Genomic DNA, 16069 nt, shown 5'->3' on the forward strand with positions numbered 1-16069 from the left:
CACGGCATCCTCACCTGTGACTTCTTCACCGTCGACACCGTCTGTGCTGAGCAAGCTGTACGCGCTGTTCTTCAGCGAAGTCGAATCCCGCCGGGTGCATCTCGCCGGTGTGACCCGCCACCCGACGAACAGCCGGGTCAGGCAGCAAACCCGTAACCTGCCCATAGCTCTGGGCGAGCGGGCCGCACGGTTCCGGTTCCTCATCCGTGACCGTGATACGACGTTCACCGCCGCCTTCGACACCGTCTTCACCAACGACAACATCACCATCGTGCGGACACCCGTACGGACCCCGGTCGCGAATGCTTTCGCGGAACGCCGGGTCGGTACCGTCCGCCGCGAATGCCTCGACCACCTCCTCATCCTCGGCGAACGACACACCACCGCCGTCCTCACCGACTACGTCGACCACTACAACCAGCACCGACCCCACCGGTCACTCCAACAACAGGCACCGCTCAGCACCGGCACCGACCCACCGCCCGAGCCCGGCACCTCGACCGTCCGACATGATCGGCTCGGCGGGCTCATCCACGAATACCGGCAGACCGCATGACCCGACCCCAGTTTCCGGCACCCACACGTCGATGCAGGCTTTGCTGACTGTCGGCCACCGTGTCCGAAAACAGACCGCCGAGCTCCTTCCGGCGAGCCGATTTCGTCGGTGCGGAGTCGACTCGCGGCGTCGTCCTCACGATTTCTCGGACCCGGCATCTCGACCGAGTCGATCAAATGTGCGGATCTGCGTTGCCGTGGTACGGTCGAGATCAGGCCGGTCATTTACGAATGTCGCCGCTCGAGCGATGTCGTCACCGGTCGTGGCCGGCCGGCGTCTTCATCGCCGGGGTTAGGTGGCCGTCATGGCGGCAGGCCAGATGATTTCTTTCCTCGATCGTGCCGATTTCGCGCGTTTTGACGACGACGGCGGCGCACCAACCCGGCTTCGCGTGGCCTCGGCGGACGCCTGTCCCGAAGCTCCCACCGGTGACCGTGGGCTACGGCTTTCCCTCGCTCCCGCCGGCGGCCGCGGTTCCTTTGACGGAGTCTGGTGGCCACACGGCCGGCGGCTGGACCGTGAGGCTCCAGCGCTCGTCGCGGCGCTGTCCGCCGCCGGTCACCCGATCAGTCGACTGTCGGTCAACGGTGACATCTGGACCGGTATCCCCCGCCGGTTCCCCCAGTCGACCCGCCCACCGGTGCGGATCAGCTGGTTCCGCACCCTCGATCCGCACACGGTCACCCTGGACGGCGGCAACCGCCCCAGGTTCTTTCTCCTCGTGATCCCGCCCGACACGGCCGCGGACGTGGCAGCCGATGTCCTCCGGATGGCCGCGGCCGGCGGACTGTCCGGGCCGTCCGGCCAGATCCTGCGCCACGCGGGCGCCGTGCCGCTCGGCGCCCGGTCCGGAGCGCCGTGAGGATCGCGATACTCGCGCCGGTCGCGTGGCGCACTCCGCCCCGGCACTACGGCCCCTGGGAGCAGGTCGCCAGCACCATCGCGGAGGGCCTGCTCGGGCACGGGGTGGACGTGACGCTGTTCGCGACGCTGGATTCGGTGACGGGCGGCGAGCTGGACGGCGTGTGCCCGCACGGGTACGCCGAGGACCCGTCCCTCGACGGCCGGGTATGGGAGGCCCTCCACGTGGCCCACGCGCTGGCCCGCTCCAGCGAGTTCGACCTCGTGCACAACCATCTCGACTGGCTGCCCCTCGCGTTCGCGCCGAGCTTCCAGGCCCCCATGGTCACGACGATCCACGGTTTCTCCGATCCGCGGATCGTCCCCGCCTACGCGCGGGCGGCCTCGGCATACGTGTCGATCTCGGACGCCGACCGCAGCCCCGAGCTGAAGTACGTCTCGACTGTTCACCACGGCGTCGACCTGGACGAGCTCCCGTTCTCGGCAGCGGGCGGAGACGACCTGGTCGTGCTCGGCCGGGTCCATCCCGACAAGGGCACCGCGGTCGCCGTCGATATCGCCCGCCACGCGGGGCGGCGCCTGGTGATCTGCGGAATCGTCCAGGACGAGCGGTACTTCGCCGAGCAGGTGCTCCCGCACGTCGACGGGGACCGGGTCCGTTACCTCGGCTCGGTAGAACCGGCCCAGCGGGCCGAGGTCCTGGGCTCAGCCGCGGCGCTGTTGCATCCGATCGCGTTCGATGAGCCGTTCGGGCTGGCCGTCGTCGAGGCGATGGCCTGCGGCACGCCGGTCGTCGCCTACCCACGCGGAGCGATGCCGGAGGTGGTCGACGAGGGGGTGACCGGCTTCCTGGTGGACGGGCCGGTGGCCGCGGCGGCCGCGGTGGATCGCGCCGCAGCCCTTGACCGCGCCGCCTGCCGGGCCATGGCACGGCGGAGGTTCTCCACCGCGCGCATGGTCGCCGACTATCTCGCCGTCTACGCGAGCGTTCTCGCCGACCCTGTCTTCTGATCCCGCCGCCCCCGCGGGCTGGTCACCCGGCGGGAACCATGCGTGCGAGGAGCCGGTCGACGGGCACGCTGGCCATCCCGATCCGGGTGTCGCCGATCCCGTACGGCAGCCACAGCAGACCGTGGTGGATCAGGCTGCCGCAGGAGTAGACGACGTTGGGGACATAGCCCGCGCTCTCCTGCCCGGTCGGGGCGAGCAGTGGTTCGGGCAGCGCCGCGACCACCCTTCCCGGGTCCTCGAGATCAAGCAGGATCGCGCCGATGGTGTACGTCCGCATCGGCCCGACGCCGTGGGTGAGCGTGAGCCAGCCCGCGGACGTCTCGACCGGGGAGCCGCAGTTGCCCACCTGGAGCAGTTCGAAGGCGACCCGTGGTCCGTGGAGCGGACGCGCCGGCCCCCACACCTGGCCGTCGTCCGATGCGGTCAGACCGGTGGACTCGCCGTCGGAGCGACAGAGCGCGAGGTGGCGACCGTCGACCAGCCGGGGGAACAGCGCCATGCCCTTGTTGCGGGCGGCCGGGCCGGTGAGCGGTGCGGTGGTGAAGGCCCGCAGGTCGGGGCTGGTGAGTAGGCGCGGGGAGATGTCCGTGCCGTCGAAGGCGGTGTAGGTGGCCCGGTAGTCCGCGGTCCCGTCCGGCGCGGTGAACCGGACGAATCGCGCGTCCTCCATGCCGTTGCTCTCGCTGGTGACGGTGGGCCACAGCACCCGTTGTGGCAGGGCGCTGTCGGGTGGGAACTCGACCCGCCGCAATGATCCGGCGATCGAGCGGATCCCGGCGAGGATCCCGGGTGCCTGGGGGCGGCGGAGCAGGTCGGGGGGAACCGCGGCGAAGGCACGGGAGAGATCGGGGTCGGGTTCACTGCCGGGCCGCCGTGGGTCCAGGCTCTGGAGGACGGCACGGGTGACCTCGTCGTCGAGCCCGTGCTCGGTGAGCACGGCGCGCAGCCGGGCGGCCTCCCACTCGACGGGTACGGCGACGCCGGTGGTGAGTGGGCCGGTCCGCGGCTCCAGGCGCACCGCCGGGCCCGGACCGATCACTGCGACGGCGAAGCCGATCGAGGACAGATGGCCCTCCCCGACGGCGCGCAGGCTCAACGCCAGTCGCAGCGTGCCGGACGGCAGCCCGGTCTGGTCGGGGTGCGGCACCGCCGAGGGGTTGGTGACGGCCGCGCCCTCCACCGCGTACTCGGCGGTGAAGCACGCGCCGAGCAGCAGGGTGCGCGCCGCGGAGAGCTCCGTGGGTACCAGCACCCGGGGAGCCACCACCGCGGCGTGCCGCGCGAGGATGCCCCGGTAATCCCGGTGGCGCGGCTCGAACCGTTCGAGGAGGTCGGCGACCAGGCTGTCGACCTCCCGCTCGGGCAGGGCGAGCGCCCGGGCCACGATGCCGGCGGCCCGGGAGTGCGGCTGGCTGCCCTCCTCACCGGGCAGGAAGAGCTTCGCGATGACCCGGTCGCTGTTCGGGGAGAGCCCCAGCGGGTGCCGCGTGACCAGGTCGTTCCGGGCCGACCCGGCAGCTGTGGTCCGGGTGCTGCCGATCAAGGCGTCGATGCCAGGAGGCGGCGGGCATGCTGGGTCGTGGAGAGCAGGGCGAGCGTCGATTCGGCGCCCTGGTTGAGGTTGCGGCCGCCGGGCTCGAGGCCGTCGTAACAGCCGCCGGTGTCGGGGTTGAGTAACGCCATCGAGCTGTCGTTGTCCCCGAGGAACCACCCGTGGGCGCGGCCGAGGCCGGTCAGCCACCTTTTCCGTCCGGTCGCCGCGTGGGCGCGGGCGCAGGCGTCCGCGATCGCCGCGGCCTCGATGGGCTGCTGGTCGAAACCGGGCCCGGGATCTCCCCCCGGCCGGCGACCGCCGACCGGGGTCGGTGACAGATTCCCGTCACGGGTCTCCACCTGGAGCAGCCACGCCAACAGCCGCAGACCGTCCGCGAGCACCACCTTGTCGGGCAGGCACATGCCGGCGAGGATCAGTGCCTCCGGGACGGCCCCGTTGGCGTAGCGCAGGGTGGGCTCCGGCCACGGCCAGCCCGGGTTGGCGCCGACCGGTCCGATCACCTCGACGGCGGCGGTGAGCAGCGCGCGCGCCGGCTCGTCGTCCGGATGGGCGAGCAGCACCTCTCCGGCACCGAGCGCCGCGAACGTCATGGCCCGCGGCCAGGGCGAGCGGCGCCCCGCACTGGCTAGGAAGCCGGCCCGCGCCGAGGCCCGCAATCGCCGCGTCGGCGCGGAGGCGGCCGCGGTGCCCAGCCCCCACAGCGCCCGGCCCCAGCAGTCACCGAGGCCGGGATCGTCCCGCCACCGCCCGTCGCTGTCCCGCCGGTTGCGGACGGCGCCGTCCACCGCCTGCGCGGCCAGCACGAAGGCGAGGTAGCGCTCCAACAGCCGCACCAGGTCCACCCCGGGCGACGGCTCGCGGGTGAGGACGACCAGGCCGCGCGCGACGTCGTCCACGCAGTAGCCGTGCTCCCGGCGTGGCACCGAACCGAGGGCGTGCTCGAACAGTCCGATGCCGTCGGTGAGCCGGAACAGGTGATCGAACGAGATCGCGGAGCTCACCGGGCCACCGGCACGGGCGCGGTCGACGGCCGGCTCCCGGTGCGGGCGACCAGTCCGGCGGCCAGCCGCCGGTAGCGGCCGGCGACCGCCGGCCACAGCAGGTCGGGGGCCTGCGCGGCTGCGGCGCTGGCCAGGCCGGCGCTCACCGTCTCGTCTGTCGTTATGCGGCGCACCGCGGCAGCGATGGCCGCCGGGTCCCGGTGCGGCACGAGCAGTCCGCTGCCGTCGCCGAGGAGCTCGACCGCGTGCGGGAACCGGGTGGCGACGATCGGCCGCAGCGCGGCGACCGCCTCGATGAGGACACCGGAGGTCACCTGGTCGACCGAGTCGTACGGCAACAGGACGACGTCGGCCTGGCGCACGAGCCCCGCGAGGGACACCGGATCCAGGTAGCGATCATCGAAGCTGACCGAGCCGGTCAGGCCGAGGCCGCGGATCCGGGCGGCCAGCCCCTCCCGGTACGCCTCGCCCTCCCTGGCGAGGACCTTCGGATGGGTCTGGCCCGCGATGACGTAGTGCGGGGCGGGATCGAGGTCGGCGAGGTCCGCCATCGCGGCGATGCCCCACTCGATGCCCTTCCCGGGCCCGATCAGACCCCAGGTGAGGATGATCGGCCCGCCGCTGTGCTCCGTGGGCGCCCGGCGGTTGTCCGCCGCGCCGTGCGGGATGACCACCACCCGTCGTGGATGGACCTGGAAACCCTCGACGAGCCGGACCCGCGCGGTCTCGGTCATCACGACCAACGCGTCCGCCGACGCGACCACGGACTCCAGGACGTGCCGCTGGTGCGGGGTCGGTTTCACCAGCACGGTGTGCAGGACGACGATAACCGGAACGTCGAGAGCGTCGAGCACCGCGAGCACCTCGTCGCCGTCCGGACCTCCGTACACGCCGTACTCGTGCTGCACCACGGCGACGTCGAAGCCGTTCAGCAGCCGTGCCGCCGCACGCGGACCGCCCGGCGTGCCGGCGACGAGATCTCCGACCAGAACCGGCCGGCTGGTCCGACCGGATCGACCCGGTGGTCGGGTCAGCGGTGCGGCCGGCTCGGCTGTGGCACCGGCTCGGTCGGTGGCGTCCAGGAGGCGCACCACCCCACTGGACGCACCGGGCGTTGGACTGTTCAGCTCGTCGAACAGGGCGGCAGCGAAGGTCGCGAGACCGCACTGGGTGGGCGGATAGGTGCTGAGGAAGCCATAACGCAGGGGCACGAGCTGATTCCTCCCAGGCTTGAGCCGTGTGGAGGAGTGCCGGCCGCCAGCGGGGCCCAAAACGAACATGATGATCGGGTCATGACCCGGGCACCCGTCGCGCCGGAGGTTGACACTCAACCTTGTCGAGTGTTAACCCACTTATAGTCTTCGGGAATATCGAAAGCAACCGGGGAACCGGCCGGCACCACTCGCTGTCGAGTCTGGACACTTTCGGCGGCCCGTCGTCCGCCGCCCTGGCCGGGGCCCTTCACCCGGTCGGCGTGCCACGGCGCGTGAACGGCCGCCGTGGTCGCCGCCAGGCCCGCAGCCTCGAACGGACCGTTTTCATCGCCACGGACGAGATATCCGGGAAGTGGATTGCGAGGATGGCAATATCGTCCTGGGGCGGCCCGTCGGCAAAATCAAGCACCGCCGCCTCGATCGTCGCGGTGAGGCGGCCGGCGGCCGGATCGGTGGCCGCGAACAGCGCCCGCAGCCGATCATCGCCGTACTGGTCGTTCCCACGGCGGGCCTCGGTGACGCCGTCCGTGTAGAGCAGGATGGTGTCACCGGGACCGAATCTCGGCCGGCTGGTGGTGAGCTCCGGGTCCTCGAAGACGCCGAGCACCAGGCCGTGGGAGCCGATGGGGGTCACCGTGCCGTCGCGCCCGCGGAGCAGAACCGGAGTGTGCCCGGCTGAACAGAGGGCCAGGGTCCGATTTCGCCGGGACCGGTCCACGGCCATGTATGCGACGGTGAGGAACCGCTCACTGTCGGGATGTTGGGTGAGTAGTGCCCGGTTGAGCTGGTTCAGAATGGCGGCCGGATCACGGGTGCGACTCGCCGCCGCCCGGATGGTGTAGTGCGCCAGCGCGGTCACCTTGGCCGCCTCGACACCCTTGCCGGCAACATCGCCCAGAACCACGCCGAAACTTGCACGGCCGGTCTGGAAAACGTCGAAGAAATCGCCCAGGACCTCGGCGCCTTCGCCCGCCGGGCGGTAACGGGCCGAGACCTCCAGGCCGGGGATCTCCGGAACCTCCGGGGGGAGGAGACTCTGCTGGAGAGTCCGGGCCAGCGCGGTCGCCGCCGCCGCCACGTGACGCAGCGCGATCTCGCCCGAAACGGCCTGGGCGAGGGTCTCCAGCAGTTCGAGGTCGCGGGCCGTCCAGAGCCGGGGGCGGACGTCTGCCGCCCCGAAGGCACCGAGCGTGCGGCCGCTCGGATCGCGGAGCGGGAAGCTGGCCCATGCCCTGATACCGGCCGACCGGACGAACGAATCACCCCGGACGCGATCGTCGCGGCCGGCGTCGGGCACGACCAGCGGCCGACCCGTGCCGATCGCCAGGCGGCAGAGGCTGTCTGCCGCTGCGATCTGCCAACCGGTGAGGTCGCCCGCCGCCGTACCCGCACGGGACTTCCAGTAGGAACGCCCGTCGTCCATCGCCATGACGAAGGTGAACGGGGCGCCGAGCATGACTGCCGCCAGGCGGGTCAGCCGGTCGAAGGGCTCCTCCGGCTCGGCGCGGAGCAACACCGAGGCGGCCTCGTCGGAGCCCGCGTCACGTGCCGGCCCGGTCCCTTCCGGCGCCGACGCATTGTCCACCTCGCAAGCCTAACCGCACTAACCGCACGATTCTGCTCCACGGCAAAAAGTCGGTGGCTTCATGGCCTACACCAGCTGCCGCAAACCGTCCGTCAGCCGCATCAGGCACCGCACCGTGCCGCCTCCGTGCGGTCGCCGACGACCGTCGGCCGGGAGGACTGGGCGGACCGGCGCCGCCGGGTGATCTCCTCGACGTTGCGGTGTGGACGTCCTTGCCGCGCGGCTGCCTGGCCATCGTCGAAACTCTGCCGGATCACGTCGAGAGTCAGGTTTCGATCAGTGTCGTTCAGGCCCGTGGTCAGAGCCTCGAAAATCGTCACATCGTTGCTTCCAGCTCATGACGCACTATCCAGTCGTATGGGTGCCTGCCCAATTTTCCGGACAGCAACCCAATTTCCGCATGTTCACCGGTCTGGTGACGAGCCACACCCGTGGCAGGGCAAACTCGGATGCGCCGGTTCGCGCGGCCGGGCCATGACACTGGTCGAGATCTCGGGGAGAAGACGTTCCATGATCCGCTCGCGGGGCTGACGAATGGGCGGGCTTCGGGCGTAGGCGGAGGTCGCGCAGCAGGCAGACCTCGGAGAGATGGTGGATCAGCTCGCGGTGGATGTGCAGCACCAGATCGGCCATCGGAGCATCGGGGAAGGGCTCCGTCGCGCCGATCAGGACCCTGTGGGGTGCCAGAAGTCGGCTTGGGCCTGTGACCTGGGATGATGCGGCGGAGCGGGCTGCCGGCATGATGGTCAGCTATGTCCATCCGCCTGCTCTATCTGATCTTCGTGCGGGTGGGCGGCTGGCTGGTCCTCTTCGGTCGTTCGTCGGCGTCGAAGGACATCGAGCTGCTCGTGTTGCGGCACGAGGTCGCGGTGCTGCGCCGTACCCAGCCCAAGCCGCGGTGGTACTAGGCAGACCGGGCGGTGCTCGCCGCACTGATCCGACTCCTGCCCAAGACGTTGCGAGCCCACCGGCTGATCACCCCTGGCACCGTCCTGCGGTGGCACCACCGTCTGATCACAAAGACGTGGACCTACCCGCAGCGGACGGGCCGACCTCCGGTCAGCACGGAGATCGCCATCCTCATCGAGCGGCTCGCGACCGAGAACACGACATGGGGCTACCGGCGGATCCAAGGGGAGCTCCTCACACTCGCCCACCAGGTCAGCGCGTCCACGATCCGCCGGATCCTGAAGACCCTCGGTCTGCCGCCGGCGCCCCAGCGGCAGACCGACACGACGTGGCGGCAATTCCTGCGCACCCAGGCCTCGACCATGATGGCAGTCGATTTCTTCCATGTGGACTGCGCCGTGACGCTGCGGCGCCTGTACTGCTTCTTCGTCCTGGAAGTCGGCTCCCGCACCGTCCACATCCTCGGGGTCGCCGCTCACCCGGACGGACCGTGGACCACCCAACAAGCCCGGAACCTCCTCATGGACCTCGGCGACCGGATGGCCGACTTCCAATTTCTGGTTCGTGACCGCGCCGGCCAGTTCACCGCCTCCTTCGACGCGGTCCTCGCCGACGCCGGCATCACCACAGTCAAAATCCCACCCCGGACGCCGCGAGCGAACGCCTACGCAGAACGGTTCGTCCGCACCGTCCGGACCGAAGTCACCGACCGGATGCTGATCTTCGGCGAACGGCATCTGCGCACCGTTCTGGCCGAGTACGCCGCCCTCTACAACGGACGGCGACCCCACCGCAGCCGCGCCCTTCAACCGCCCCGGCCCGACCATCCCGTCGCCGACCTGACGAAGGAACGGATCCGTGCCAACCCGTCCTCGACGGCTTGATCAACGAGTACGAACGGGCCACCTAAAACCCCAGGTCAGGGCCGGTGACCGAGTTCTGGCGCCCCACACGACCGGATCCACATCGGCACCTTCACCGGCCCCACCGGCACCTTCCAGCAGGTCACTGAACTGACCAAGCCCGCCCGCAACCTGCTTGCGGCCCTGAACATCGACCCGTCACGGACGATCAACCAGCTCAGCACACCAGAACCCTGACCAGACCCGCCCCGGATCTCACTGAAGCCTAGAGAAACGGCCCGCAGCGGCACATCGGCATGTCCGCCCAGGTCACAGCCATGATCGCTACTCTAGCCGAACCGAATTACGCGGAACCCAAGACAGTGGGCACCCCAAAAATCCCGCCGGTTACATACGCGATCTACCGGCTACCAAAAGCCCAGGTCACGAGGCGTTGTCTGGGAGCCGATCAAAAGAACGCCGGGCCATCCCGCCGGATTGCGCGTCGGCCGCACTTGACACCCTCCCGACCCGTAACTACGGTAAGCACTTATTGAACGTCATGTCTCACATAGCGCACAGGAGATGATCCTGGTCTCCAGTCATCACGCTCGGGTGGACGTCGTTGCCGACGGCCAGACACGGGTGGATCGTCGTCGCCGCCGTCGCGAAAACAACTAGCCCCACCGTTTTCGTGGGTGAGGTCTTGTCCCGTCGCTGCCGGCCCGCCGTGCTCGAAACGAAAGTCGGTTCCCCGGGCGTCCGAGGTCAGCCGTCTGAGGACAAGAATCCACCGCGCCCCGACGACCGATGCGGCTCGCCTTTCTGGAGGGAGTCGTACGTGGAAGCTGTGCGCGGCCGTGAGACCAACCGTCCAGCTTGCTGAGCCGGAAGAGGCACACCTGGAATCAGCAGATCGTTCGGTCGGGCCCCGCACTCACACGTGGGGCGGCCGCCTGCCCGCCCGCTGCAGGGGAGTGGAGCCGTAGTGACCAGCGAAGCACCGATCCAAGCCGCGCCCTTTCCCGGCCCGCGAAGGCGCCAGAGCGTGGCGCAGTTGTTCACCGAGGCAAGGGCCCGCGTGGAATCAGCGCACCGGGCCGTGATCGAGGTGTTGCCGGCCGAGATCCGGCACGTGGCGGGTTACCACATCGGCTGGTGGGACGCCGCCGGCCGGCCCTCCGACCGCATGGGCAAGGCGGTGCGTCCCACCTTGACGCTCGCGAGTGCCCGCGCCGCCGGGCCAATCTCGAACGCCGCGGAGGCGGGCCGCGCGGCGGTGGCGGCGGCCGTGGCGGTGGAGCTTGTGCACGACTTCTCGCTGCTGCACGACGACGTGATGGACAAAGACCTCAGCCGGCGCCATCGAACGTCTGCCTGGGCGGTGTTCGGCACGTCTCGGGCGATCCTGGTCGGCGACGTGCTCCTGGCTGCTGCCCTGCAGGTGATGGCGGCCGACGGTACGGCCGGCGCACGGGGCATGGCCGTGCTGACCGCGGCCGTGCAGGACCTGGCCGCCGGCCAGTCGGCCGATCTGACGTTTGGCGAGCGCGGGGAGGTGTCCCTGCTCGAGTGTCTGGCCATGGCCGAGGGGAAGACCGGCGCCCTGCTGGGGGCGGCCTGCCAGCTCGGGGCGATGGCAGCTGGCGCCAATGACGATGTCGCCGCCTGCTACCGCGACTTTGGGCGCCAACTCGGCCTGGCCTTCCAGCTGGTCGATGACGCCCTGGGAATCTGGGGCGATCCGAAGGTGACCGGCAAACCGGTCGGCTCCGACCTGCGCGCCCGCAAGAAATCCCTTCCCGTCGTCGCCGCCCTCGCCTCAGGCACGGCCGCCGGCAAACATTTGGCCTGGCTGTACCGGCGGGAGGAGGCGCTGGACCAGCAGGCTGTCGCCCACGCCACACGCCTGATCGAGCAGGCCGGTGGCCGGGACTGGACGGCCGCCGAAACGCGGCGCCGGACCGAGGCGGCGCTGGCCGCACTGGAGCGGGCCGCACCGGATCCGGCCGCCGAAAGCGATCTGCGGACCCTGGCCATCTTGATGACCAGCCGGGACCACTGACATTCGCGCTCGGCCGCGCCATTTGCTGGACCGTCCACGGACCGCCTCAGTCGCCGCCATCGTCCACGCATTCGCCACTGTCGACCCATCGGTCGACGAAGCCCCCAACACGCGGAGGTACGTCCGTGAACGACCTCGGTTCCGTCCCGCTGGCACCCGGCGCGTGGCCAGCGCTCGGTCACCTGGCCGTATTGGCCCGCGACCCGCTGGCGTTCTTGTCATCACTGCCGGCGCACGGCGACCTGTTGCGGATTCGGCTGGGCCCGGTGTCGGCCGTGGTGGTATGCGACCCCGAGCTGACCCGCACAGTCCTGATCGAGGACCGGACCTTTGACAAGGGCGGCCCGTTGTTCGACCGGGCTCGGGAAATCGCGGGCAACGGCCTGGTCACCTGCCTGCACGACGAACATCGTCGCCAGCGGCGGCTGGCTCAGCCGGCTTTTCACCGGTCCCGCCTTCCCGGCTATGCGGACGTCATGACCGATAAGATTATCCAGACGACCGGTCGCTGGCGCGAAGGCCAAATCGTCGATGTACCGGCCGCGATGATGGACATCACCGCCACCGTGACGATGTCCACGCTGTTCTCGGCCAAACTTGCCGGTCAGATTCACAGCGAAATGCTCGAGGACGTCAGGACCATCATCGACAATATTCTGTGGCGCATGATCATGCCACCGCCGCTGGACCGGCTTCCCACCCGCGGTAACATCGGCTACTGGCGGTCCCGGAACCGGCTGCGCCGCACCATCGACGCCCTGATCGCCGAACGCCGCGCCGACGGCACGGATCACGGGGATCTGTTGTCCGCGCTGCTCGCCGCCCGCGACGTCGAGAACAGCAGCGAGGGCCTCACCGACGCAGAAGTCAGCAACATGCTCATCACCTTCAGCATCGGCGGGATAGAAACCACCGCCACCACACTGGCCTGGGCCCTGCATCTGATCAGTCAGAACCCACTGGCCGAGAAACGTCTGCACGACGAGGTGGACACCGTACTCGCCGGCCGGCCCGCCAGGTATCCCGACGTACCGAAACTCGAATACACCCAGCGGGTCATCACCGAGACGCTTCGCCTGTTCTCGCCCATTCAGCTCATCACCCGTAGGGTCACGACCGACACCCGGCTCGGCGGCCACGTCCTGCCAGCCGGGACCCCGGTCGTTTACAGCCCGCATGTGATCCACCACCGCGCCGACTTCTATCCCGATCCCGAAGCCTTTGACCCGGACCGATGGAGCCCGCTCGCGACCCCGCCGCCGCCGAACACCTACATCCCGTTCGGAGGAGGCGCCCGGAAATGCATCGGCGACACCTTCGGCGTCACCGAGGCGACGCTTGCGCTGGCCACCATCGCCACCCGGTGGCGCCTGAGCGGTGAACCCGGCCAGGTTGTCCGCCCCGCCCGGGCCGTCGCCCCGCGGCCACACAAGCTGCGTATGCGCACGACCTCCCGAGTCCCCGGCCGAGCCGTGGGGCGACGCGGTGGCGCGCCTGGTCCCGTAGAACCCGCAGAACCGTCATCGCGAATGCCAGCCAGAGGAGATTGATCGACGTGCCCGCCGCCGTCAGGCCGACCATCAATTTCGATTTTCCCTTTCCACACGCGCTCAGCCCGGACCACGCCGCCGCTTCCGCCGAGTGCGCCCGATGGGCGCGGGAGATGGGCTTGGTCACCTCCGATTTCGCCATGGAGCGGCTCGCTCAGTGGAACCTCGGCCGCATGCTCGCCAACTGCGTGCCCACGGCCCGCGGTGATGCACTCGACGTCATCACCAAATGGAACGCGTGGGGATTCCTGTACGACGACCAGTTCAACGGCCCGCTCGGCACCCGTCTGGATCTCGCGGTGCGGGTCACCGAAAGAATGATCGCGGCCCTGCACGGTGAGACGAGCCCCGGTCATTCCGCCGAGCGCGCGCTGACCGACATCCTGGACGAGCTGGCGCGACGCCGATCCCGGACATGGATGGCGCGATTCCGCGACCACAATCAGCAGTTCCTGGTCAGCCTACTGCGTGAGGTTACCTTTCGCGTGGACCGCCGTCTGGTCAGCCACCGCCAGGCCCTGGAGTTGCGTCGCGGCGCCGTCGCGATGGAGCCCCTCATCGACCTGATCGAGGTCGCCGAGGACTGCGAGATACCAGGTTCGCTGATCGCGACGCCGCAACTACAGGAGATGCGACGCATCGTCGGAGATCTCGCCATCTACCAGAACGACTTCTTCTCTCTACCCAAGGACCGCCGCCAGCCGGAAGTCAACACCATCATCGCTCTGGAGCAGGAGGGCCTCACCAAGCAGCAGGCGCTGGCCCGGATCGAGACGACCGTCAACGAGGAGGTCACGCGGTTCCTGCGGGTCAAGAAGGAACTACCTTCCCTGAGCCGGACGTTCGGCCTCACCGCTCCCGACATCGCGCGTCTCGACCGCCACGTGCACTGCCTGGAGCTCATGATTCACGGGGTGCTCTACGTCCATCTGGAATCGCTCCGCTACGCGGATCAGGAGGCCCACACGGCCCCTCTGGCCGGTACCGGGTACCTCGAGAACCTCGGCATGGACTCCACCGTCGTTCTCTCGGCCGACGTCTTCCGGCCTACATCCGCCGAGGGAATCGAAGTCTGATGGCCACGACCACCGGGAAGGTTCCACCGATGGCCCCGGGAGCCGTACCGGTTCTCGGGCACATCCCTCTCGTTCTTCGCTCGCGATTCGATTTTATAGACGCGGCGCGAGTCGCCGGGCCGGTGTGCCGGGTCAGGGTCGGCCCGGCGACCGCCTACTTCGTCAACGACCACGACCTGCTCGTCCAGATTCTTCTCAGCGACGCCCACGACTTCGTTCGGGGCGTGCAGTTCAAGAAGATGCGGAGCATGTTCGGGGACGGTATTGTCACCACCTCCGGCGATCTACACCGGAGGCAGCGTCGTACCATGCTTCCGTCATTCACCCAACGGCGGCTCGCGCTCCATCTGCCCGTCATGCGTCGGATCATGGCCAGGTTCGTCGCATCTATTCCGCCGAACGAGCCCTACGACCTGATGGGCCCGTCGACGAGTCTCGGGTGCGAGATCGTGGCCGCGACGCTCTTCGGCGAGGAGTGCCCGCCCGAGATACTGGACCTCGTCAGTGAAGCTATTCCGGTCTTCGGCGACAACGCCGGGATGCAGACCCTCGACGTGACCGGCGTCTACCGGTACCTGCCGACCAGCGCCAATCGGAAATTCCGTCGGATGCTGGCGGATTTTGACCGATACATCTATTCCGTCATCGATCGCAGGATGCGTTCCGGGGCGGGCGACGAGGATCTGCTCGACGTACTTATTAATACGACCGATGCGGAGACCAAGAGAAAATTTACTCGGACCGAGGTTCGCGACCAGGCCCTGACAATCCTGCTGGCAGCGACGGAGACCACCGCGAACACCATCAGCTGGGCCTGCTACGAACTGGCCCGGCACCCGCGGGTGTTTGCCGCATGCCGGGCCGAGGTGGACGCACTGGCTGACGGTCGCGACTGGGACGAGATCGAGGTCGGGCGGTCAGATCTCGGCACCATCAGGCGAGTTCTGTTCGAGGCACTGCGAATGTACCCGTCGTCGTACCTGCTCTCCAGGCAGGCTGCCCGGGACACGACGCTGGGCGGCTACGCCATCCCGGGCGGGGCCATCCTGCTGTACTCACACTACGGCCTGCATCGCGACGAACGCCTGTTCAGCCACGCCGACGAGTTCGATCCGGACCGATGGCTGGAGACCAACCAGTCCGAAGTGACTACCGCGGCTTTCATGCCCTTCGGGCACGGCGCATACCGGTGCCTCGGCGAGAATCTCGCCGTCATCGAGTCAACATACTGTCTCGCCATGATGGCCGGTCGATGGAATTTCACGCTGGATGATCATTGCACTCCGCACATGAAAGCGACTCTGGCGCTCTCGCCCGAGGACCTGAGATTTGTGTTCTCGAAGCGCTGACCCGCCAGGTCCCTGTCAGAGATGGAGAAGGACTCTGTTGCATTGGCTAAGCGCGTATCCAGAGGTTCTGCGCGTAACCCGGGGTGAGGTTGCCGGGGTGGAGGGGTGGCGACACCGTGTGGGGCTCCAGAACCCCGATTCGCGCGTTGATGCGATGAAGGGGCGGGGCCTCCGCTCCTGGTGACTCCCCGGGGTCGGGGGTAGGTCCCTCGGGGTTGCTCACGTCTACCGACGAAGGAGGCCCCTGTGGATCCATCGTATGAGGGTCGCCAGATTGTGGGAATCGATCTCCATCGGCGGCGGTCGGTGATCGTGCGGATGACCCCGGGCGGGCACCCGTTGGGAACGGTCCGGATCAGCAACGACCCCGCCATACTCACCCGTGAGATCAGCCGTGCCGGTGAGCATCCCGAGGTGGTGTTGGAGGCGACTGTGGGGCTTCAGAACCCCGATTTGGGCGGTGACCTGCGCGTTTGCTCGCCGGACAGGGCCCGT

At 68.9% G+C, this 16069-nt stretch carries 12 protein-coding genes and 2 pseudogenes; 9 read left to right on the top strand and 5 right to left on the bottom strand.

Going from position 1 to position 16069, the window contains the following annotated elements:
* From AC559T_RS03070 to AC559T_RS03080, 3 genes are all read left to right on the top strand, one after another.
* The coding region (locus AC559T_RS03070) for an integrase core domain-containing protein (protein WP_498867665.1) at positions 1–556 on the top strand (556 nt) is incomplete at its 5' end.
* Between the two features lie 304 nt (positions 557–860).
* Positions 861–1418 (top strand): DUF5994 family protein, encoded by a 558-nt coding sequence (locus AC559T_RS03075; protein ID WP_112104656.1) that lies wholly within the window; start codon positions 861–863, stop codon positions 1416–1418.
* Positions 1415–2428, top strand: a complete 1014-nt coding sequence (locus AC559T_RS03080; protein ID WP_498867666.1) for a glycosyltransferase family 4 protein — start codon at positions 1415–1417, stop codon at positions 2426–2428. Before AC559T_RS03075 ends, AC559T_RS03080 begins: the two co-directional genes overlap by 4 nt.
* Before the next feature lie 22 nt (positions 2429–2450).
* Here the strand turns inward: AC559T_RS03080 and AC559T_RS03085 are convergent, their stop codons facing one another.
* From AC559T_RS03085 to AC559T_RS03105, 5 genes are all read right to left on the bottom strand, one after another.
* Positions 2451–3971, bottom strand: coding sequence for a glycoside hydrolase family 130 protein (locus AC559T_RS03085; protein WP_235013563.1), 1521 nt, complete (start codon positions 3969–3971; stop codon positions 2451–2453).
* Positions 3968–4984, bottom strand: a complete 1017-nt coding sequence (locus AC559T_RS03090; protein ID WP_112104658.1) for a glycosyltransferase — start codon at positions 4982–4984, stop codon at positions 3968–3970. Before AC559T_RS03090 ends, AC559T_RS03085 begins: the two co-directional genes overlap by 4 nt.
* The gene (locus tag AC559T_RS03095) at positions 4981–6195 is read right to left on the bottom strand and encodes a glycosyltransferase (RefSeq protein ID WP_498867667.1); all 1215 of its coding nucleotides are present in this window, start codon (positions 6193–6195) and stop codon (positions 4981–4983) included. The genes AC559T_RS03090 and AC559T_RS03095 overlap by 4 nt, the downstream gene beginning before the upstream one ends.
* 250 nt (positions 6196–6445) lie before the next feature.
* Positions 6446–7783 (bottom strand): PP2C family protein-serine/threonine phosphatase, encoded by a 1338-nt coding sequence (locus AC559T_RS03100; protein ID WP_498867668.1) that lies wholly within the window; start codon positions 7781–7783, stop codon positions 6446–6448.
* A gap of 101 nt (positions 7784–7884) precedes the next feature.
* Positions 7885–8103: a hypothetical protein gene (locus AC559T_RS03105; protein ID WP_071059652.1), complete on the bottom strand. Its 219-nt coding sequence runs from the start codon at positions 8101–8103 to the stop codon at positions 7885–7887.
* 432 nt (positions 8104–8535) lie between these two features.
* Between AC559T_RS03105 and AC559T_RS03110 the strand changes: the two are divergent.
* From AC559T_RS03110 to AC559T_RS03135, 6 genes and pseudogenes are all read left to right on the top strand, one after another.
* Positions 8536–9602, top strand: a pseudogene (locus AC559T_RS03110) (integrase core domain-containing protein).
* A 980-nt stretch (positions 9603–10582) separates the two neighbouring features.
* The gene (locus AC559T_RS03115; protein WP_498867669.1) at positions 10583–11599 is read left to right on the top strand and encodes a polyprenyl synthetase family protein; all 1017 of its coding nucleotides are present in this window, start codon (positions 10583–10585) and stop codon (positions 11597–11599) included.
* A 125-nt stretch (positions 11600–11724) separates the two neighbouring features.
* A complete protein-coding gene (locus AC559T_RS03120; RefSeq protein ID WP_498867670.1) occupies positions 11725–13149 on the top strand; it encodes a cytochrome P450 in 1425 nt (474 codons plus the stop codon).
* Positions 13150–13154: 5 nt separating this feature from the next.
* Complete coding sequence (locus tag AC559T_RS03125) at positions 13155–14225, top strand: terpene synthase family protein (RefSeq protein WP_498867671.1); 1071 nt, start codon at positions 13155–13157, stop codon at positions 14223–14225.
* Positions 14225–15574: a cytochrome P450 gene (locus AC559T_RS03130; protein ID WP_112109225.1), complete on the top strand. Its 1350-nt coding sequence runs from the start codon at positions 14225–14227 to the stop codon at positions 15572–15574. Before AC559T_RS03125 ends, AC559T_RS03130 begins: the two co-directional genes overlap by 1 nt.
* 246 nt (positions 15575–15820) lie before the next feature.
* Positions 15821–16069 (top strand): annotated as a pseudogene (locus tag AC559T_RS03135) (hypothetical protein); the annotation flags it as partial.

It is taken from the genome of Frankia sp. Hr75.2, assembly GCF_949319125.1.
GTDB classification, from domain to species: Bacteria; Actinomycetota; Actinomycetes; order Frankiales; family Frankiaceae; genus Parafrankia; species Parafrankia soli.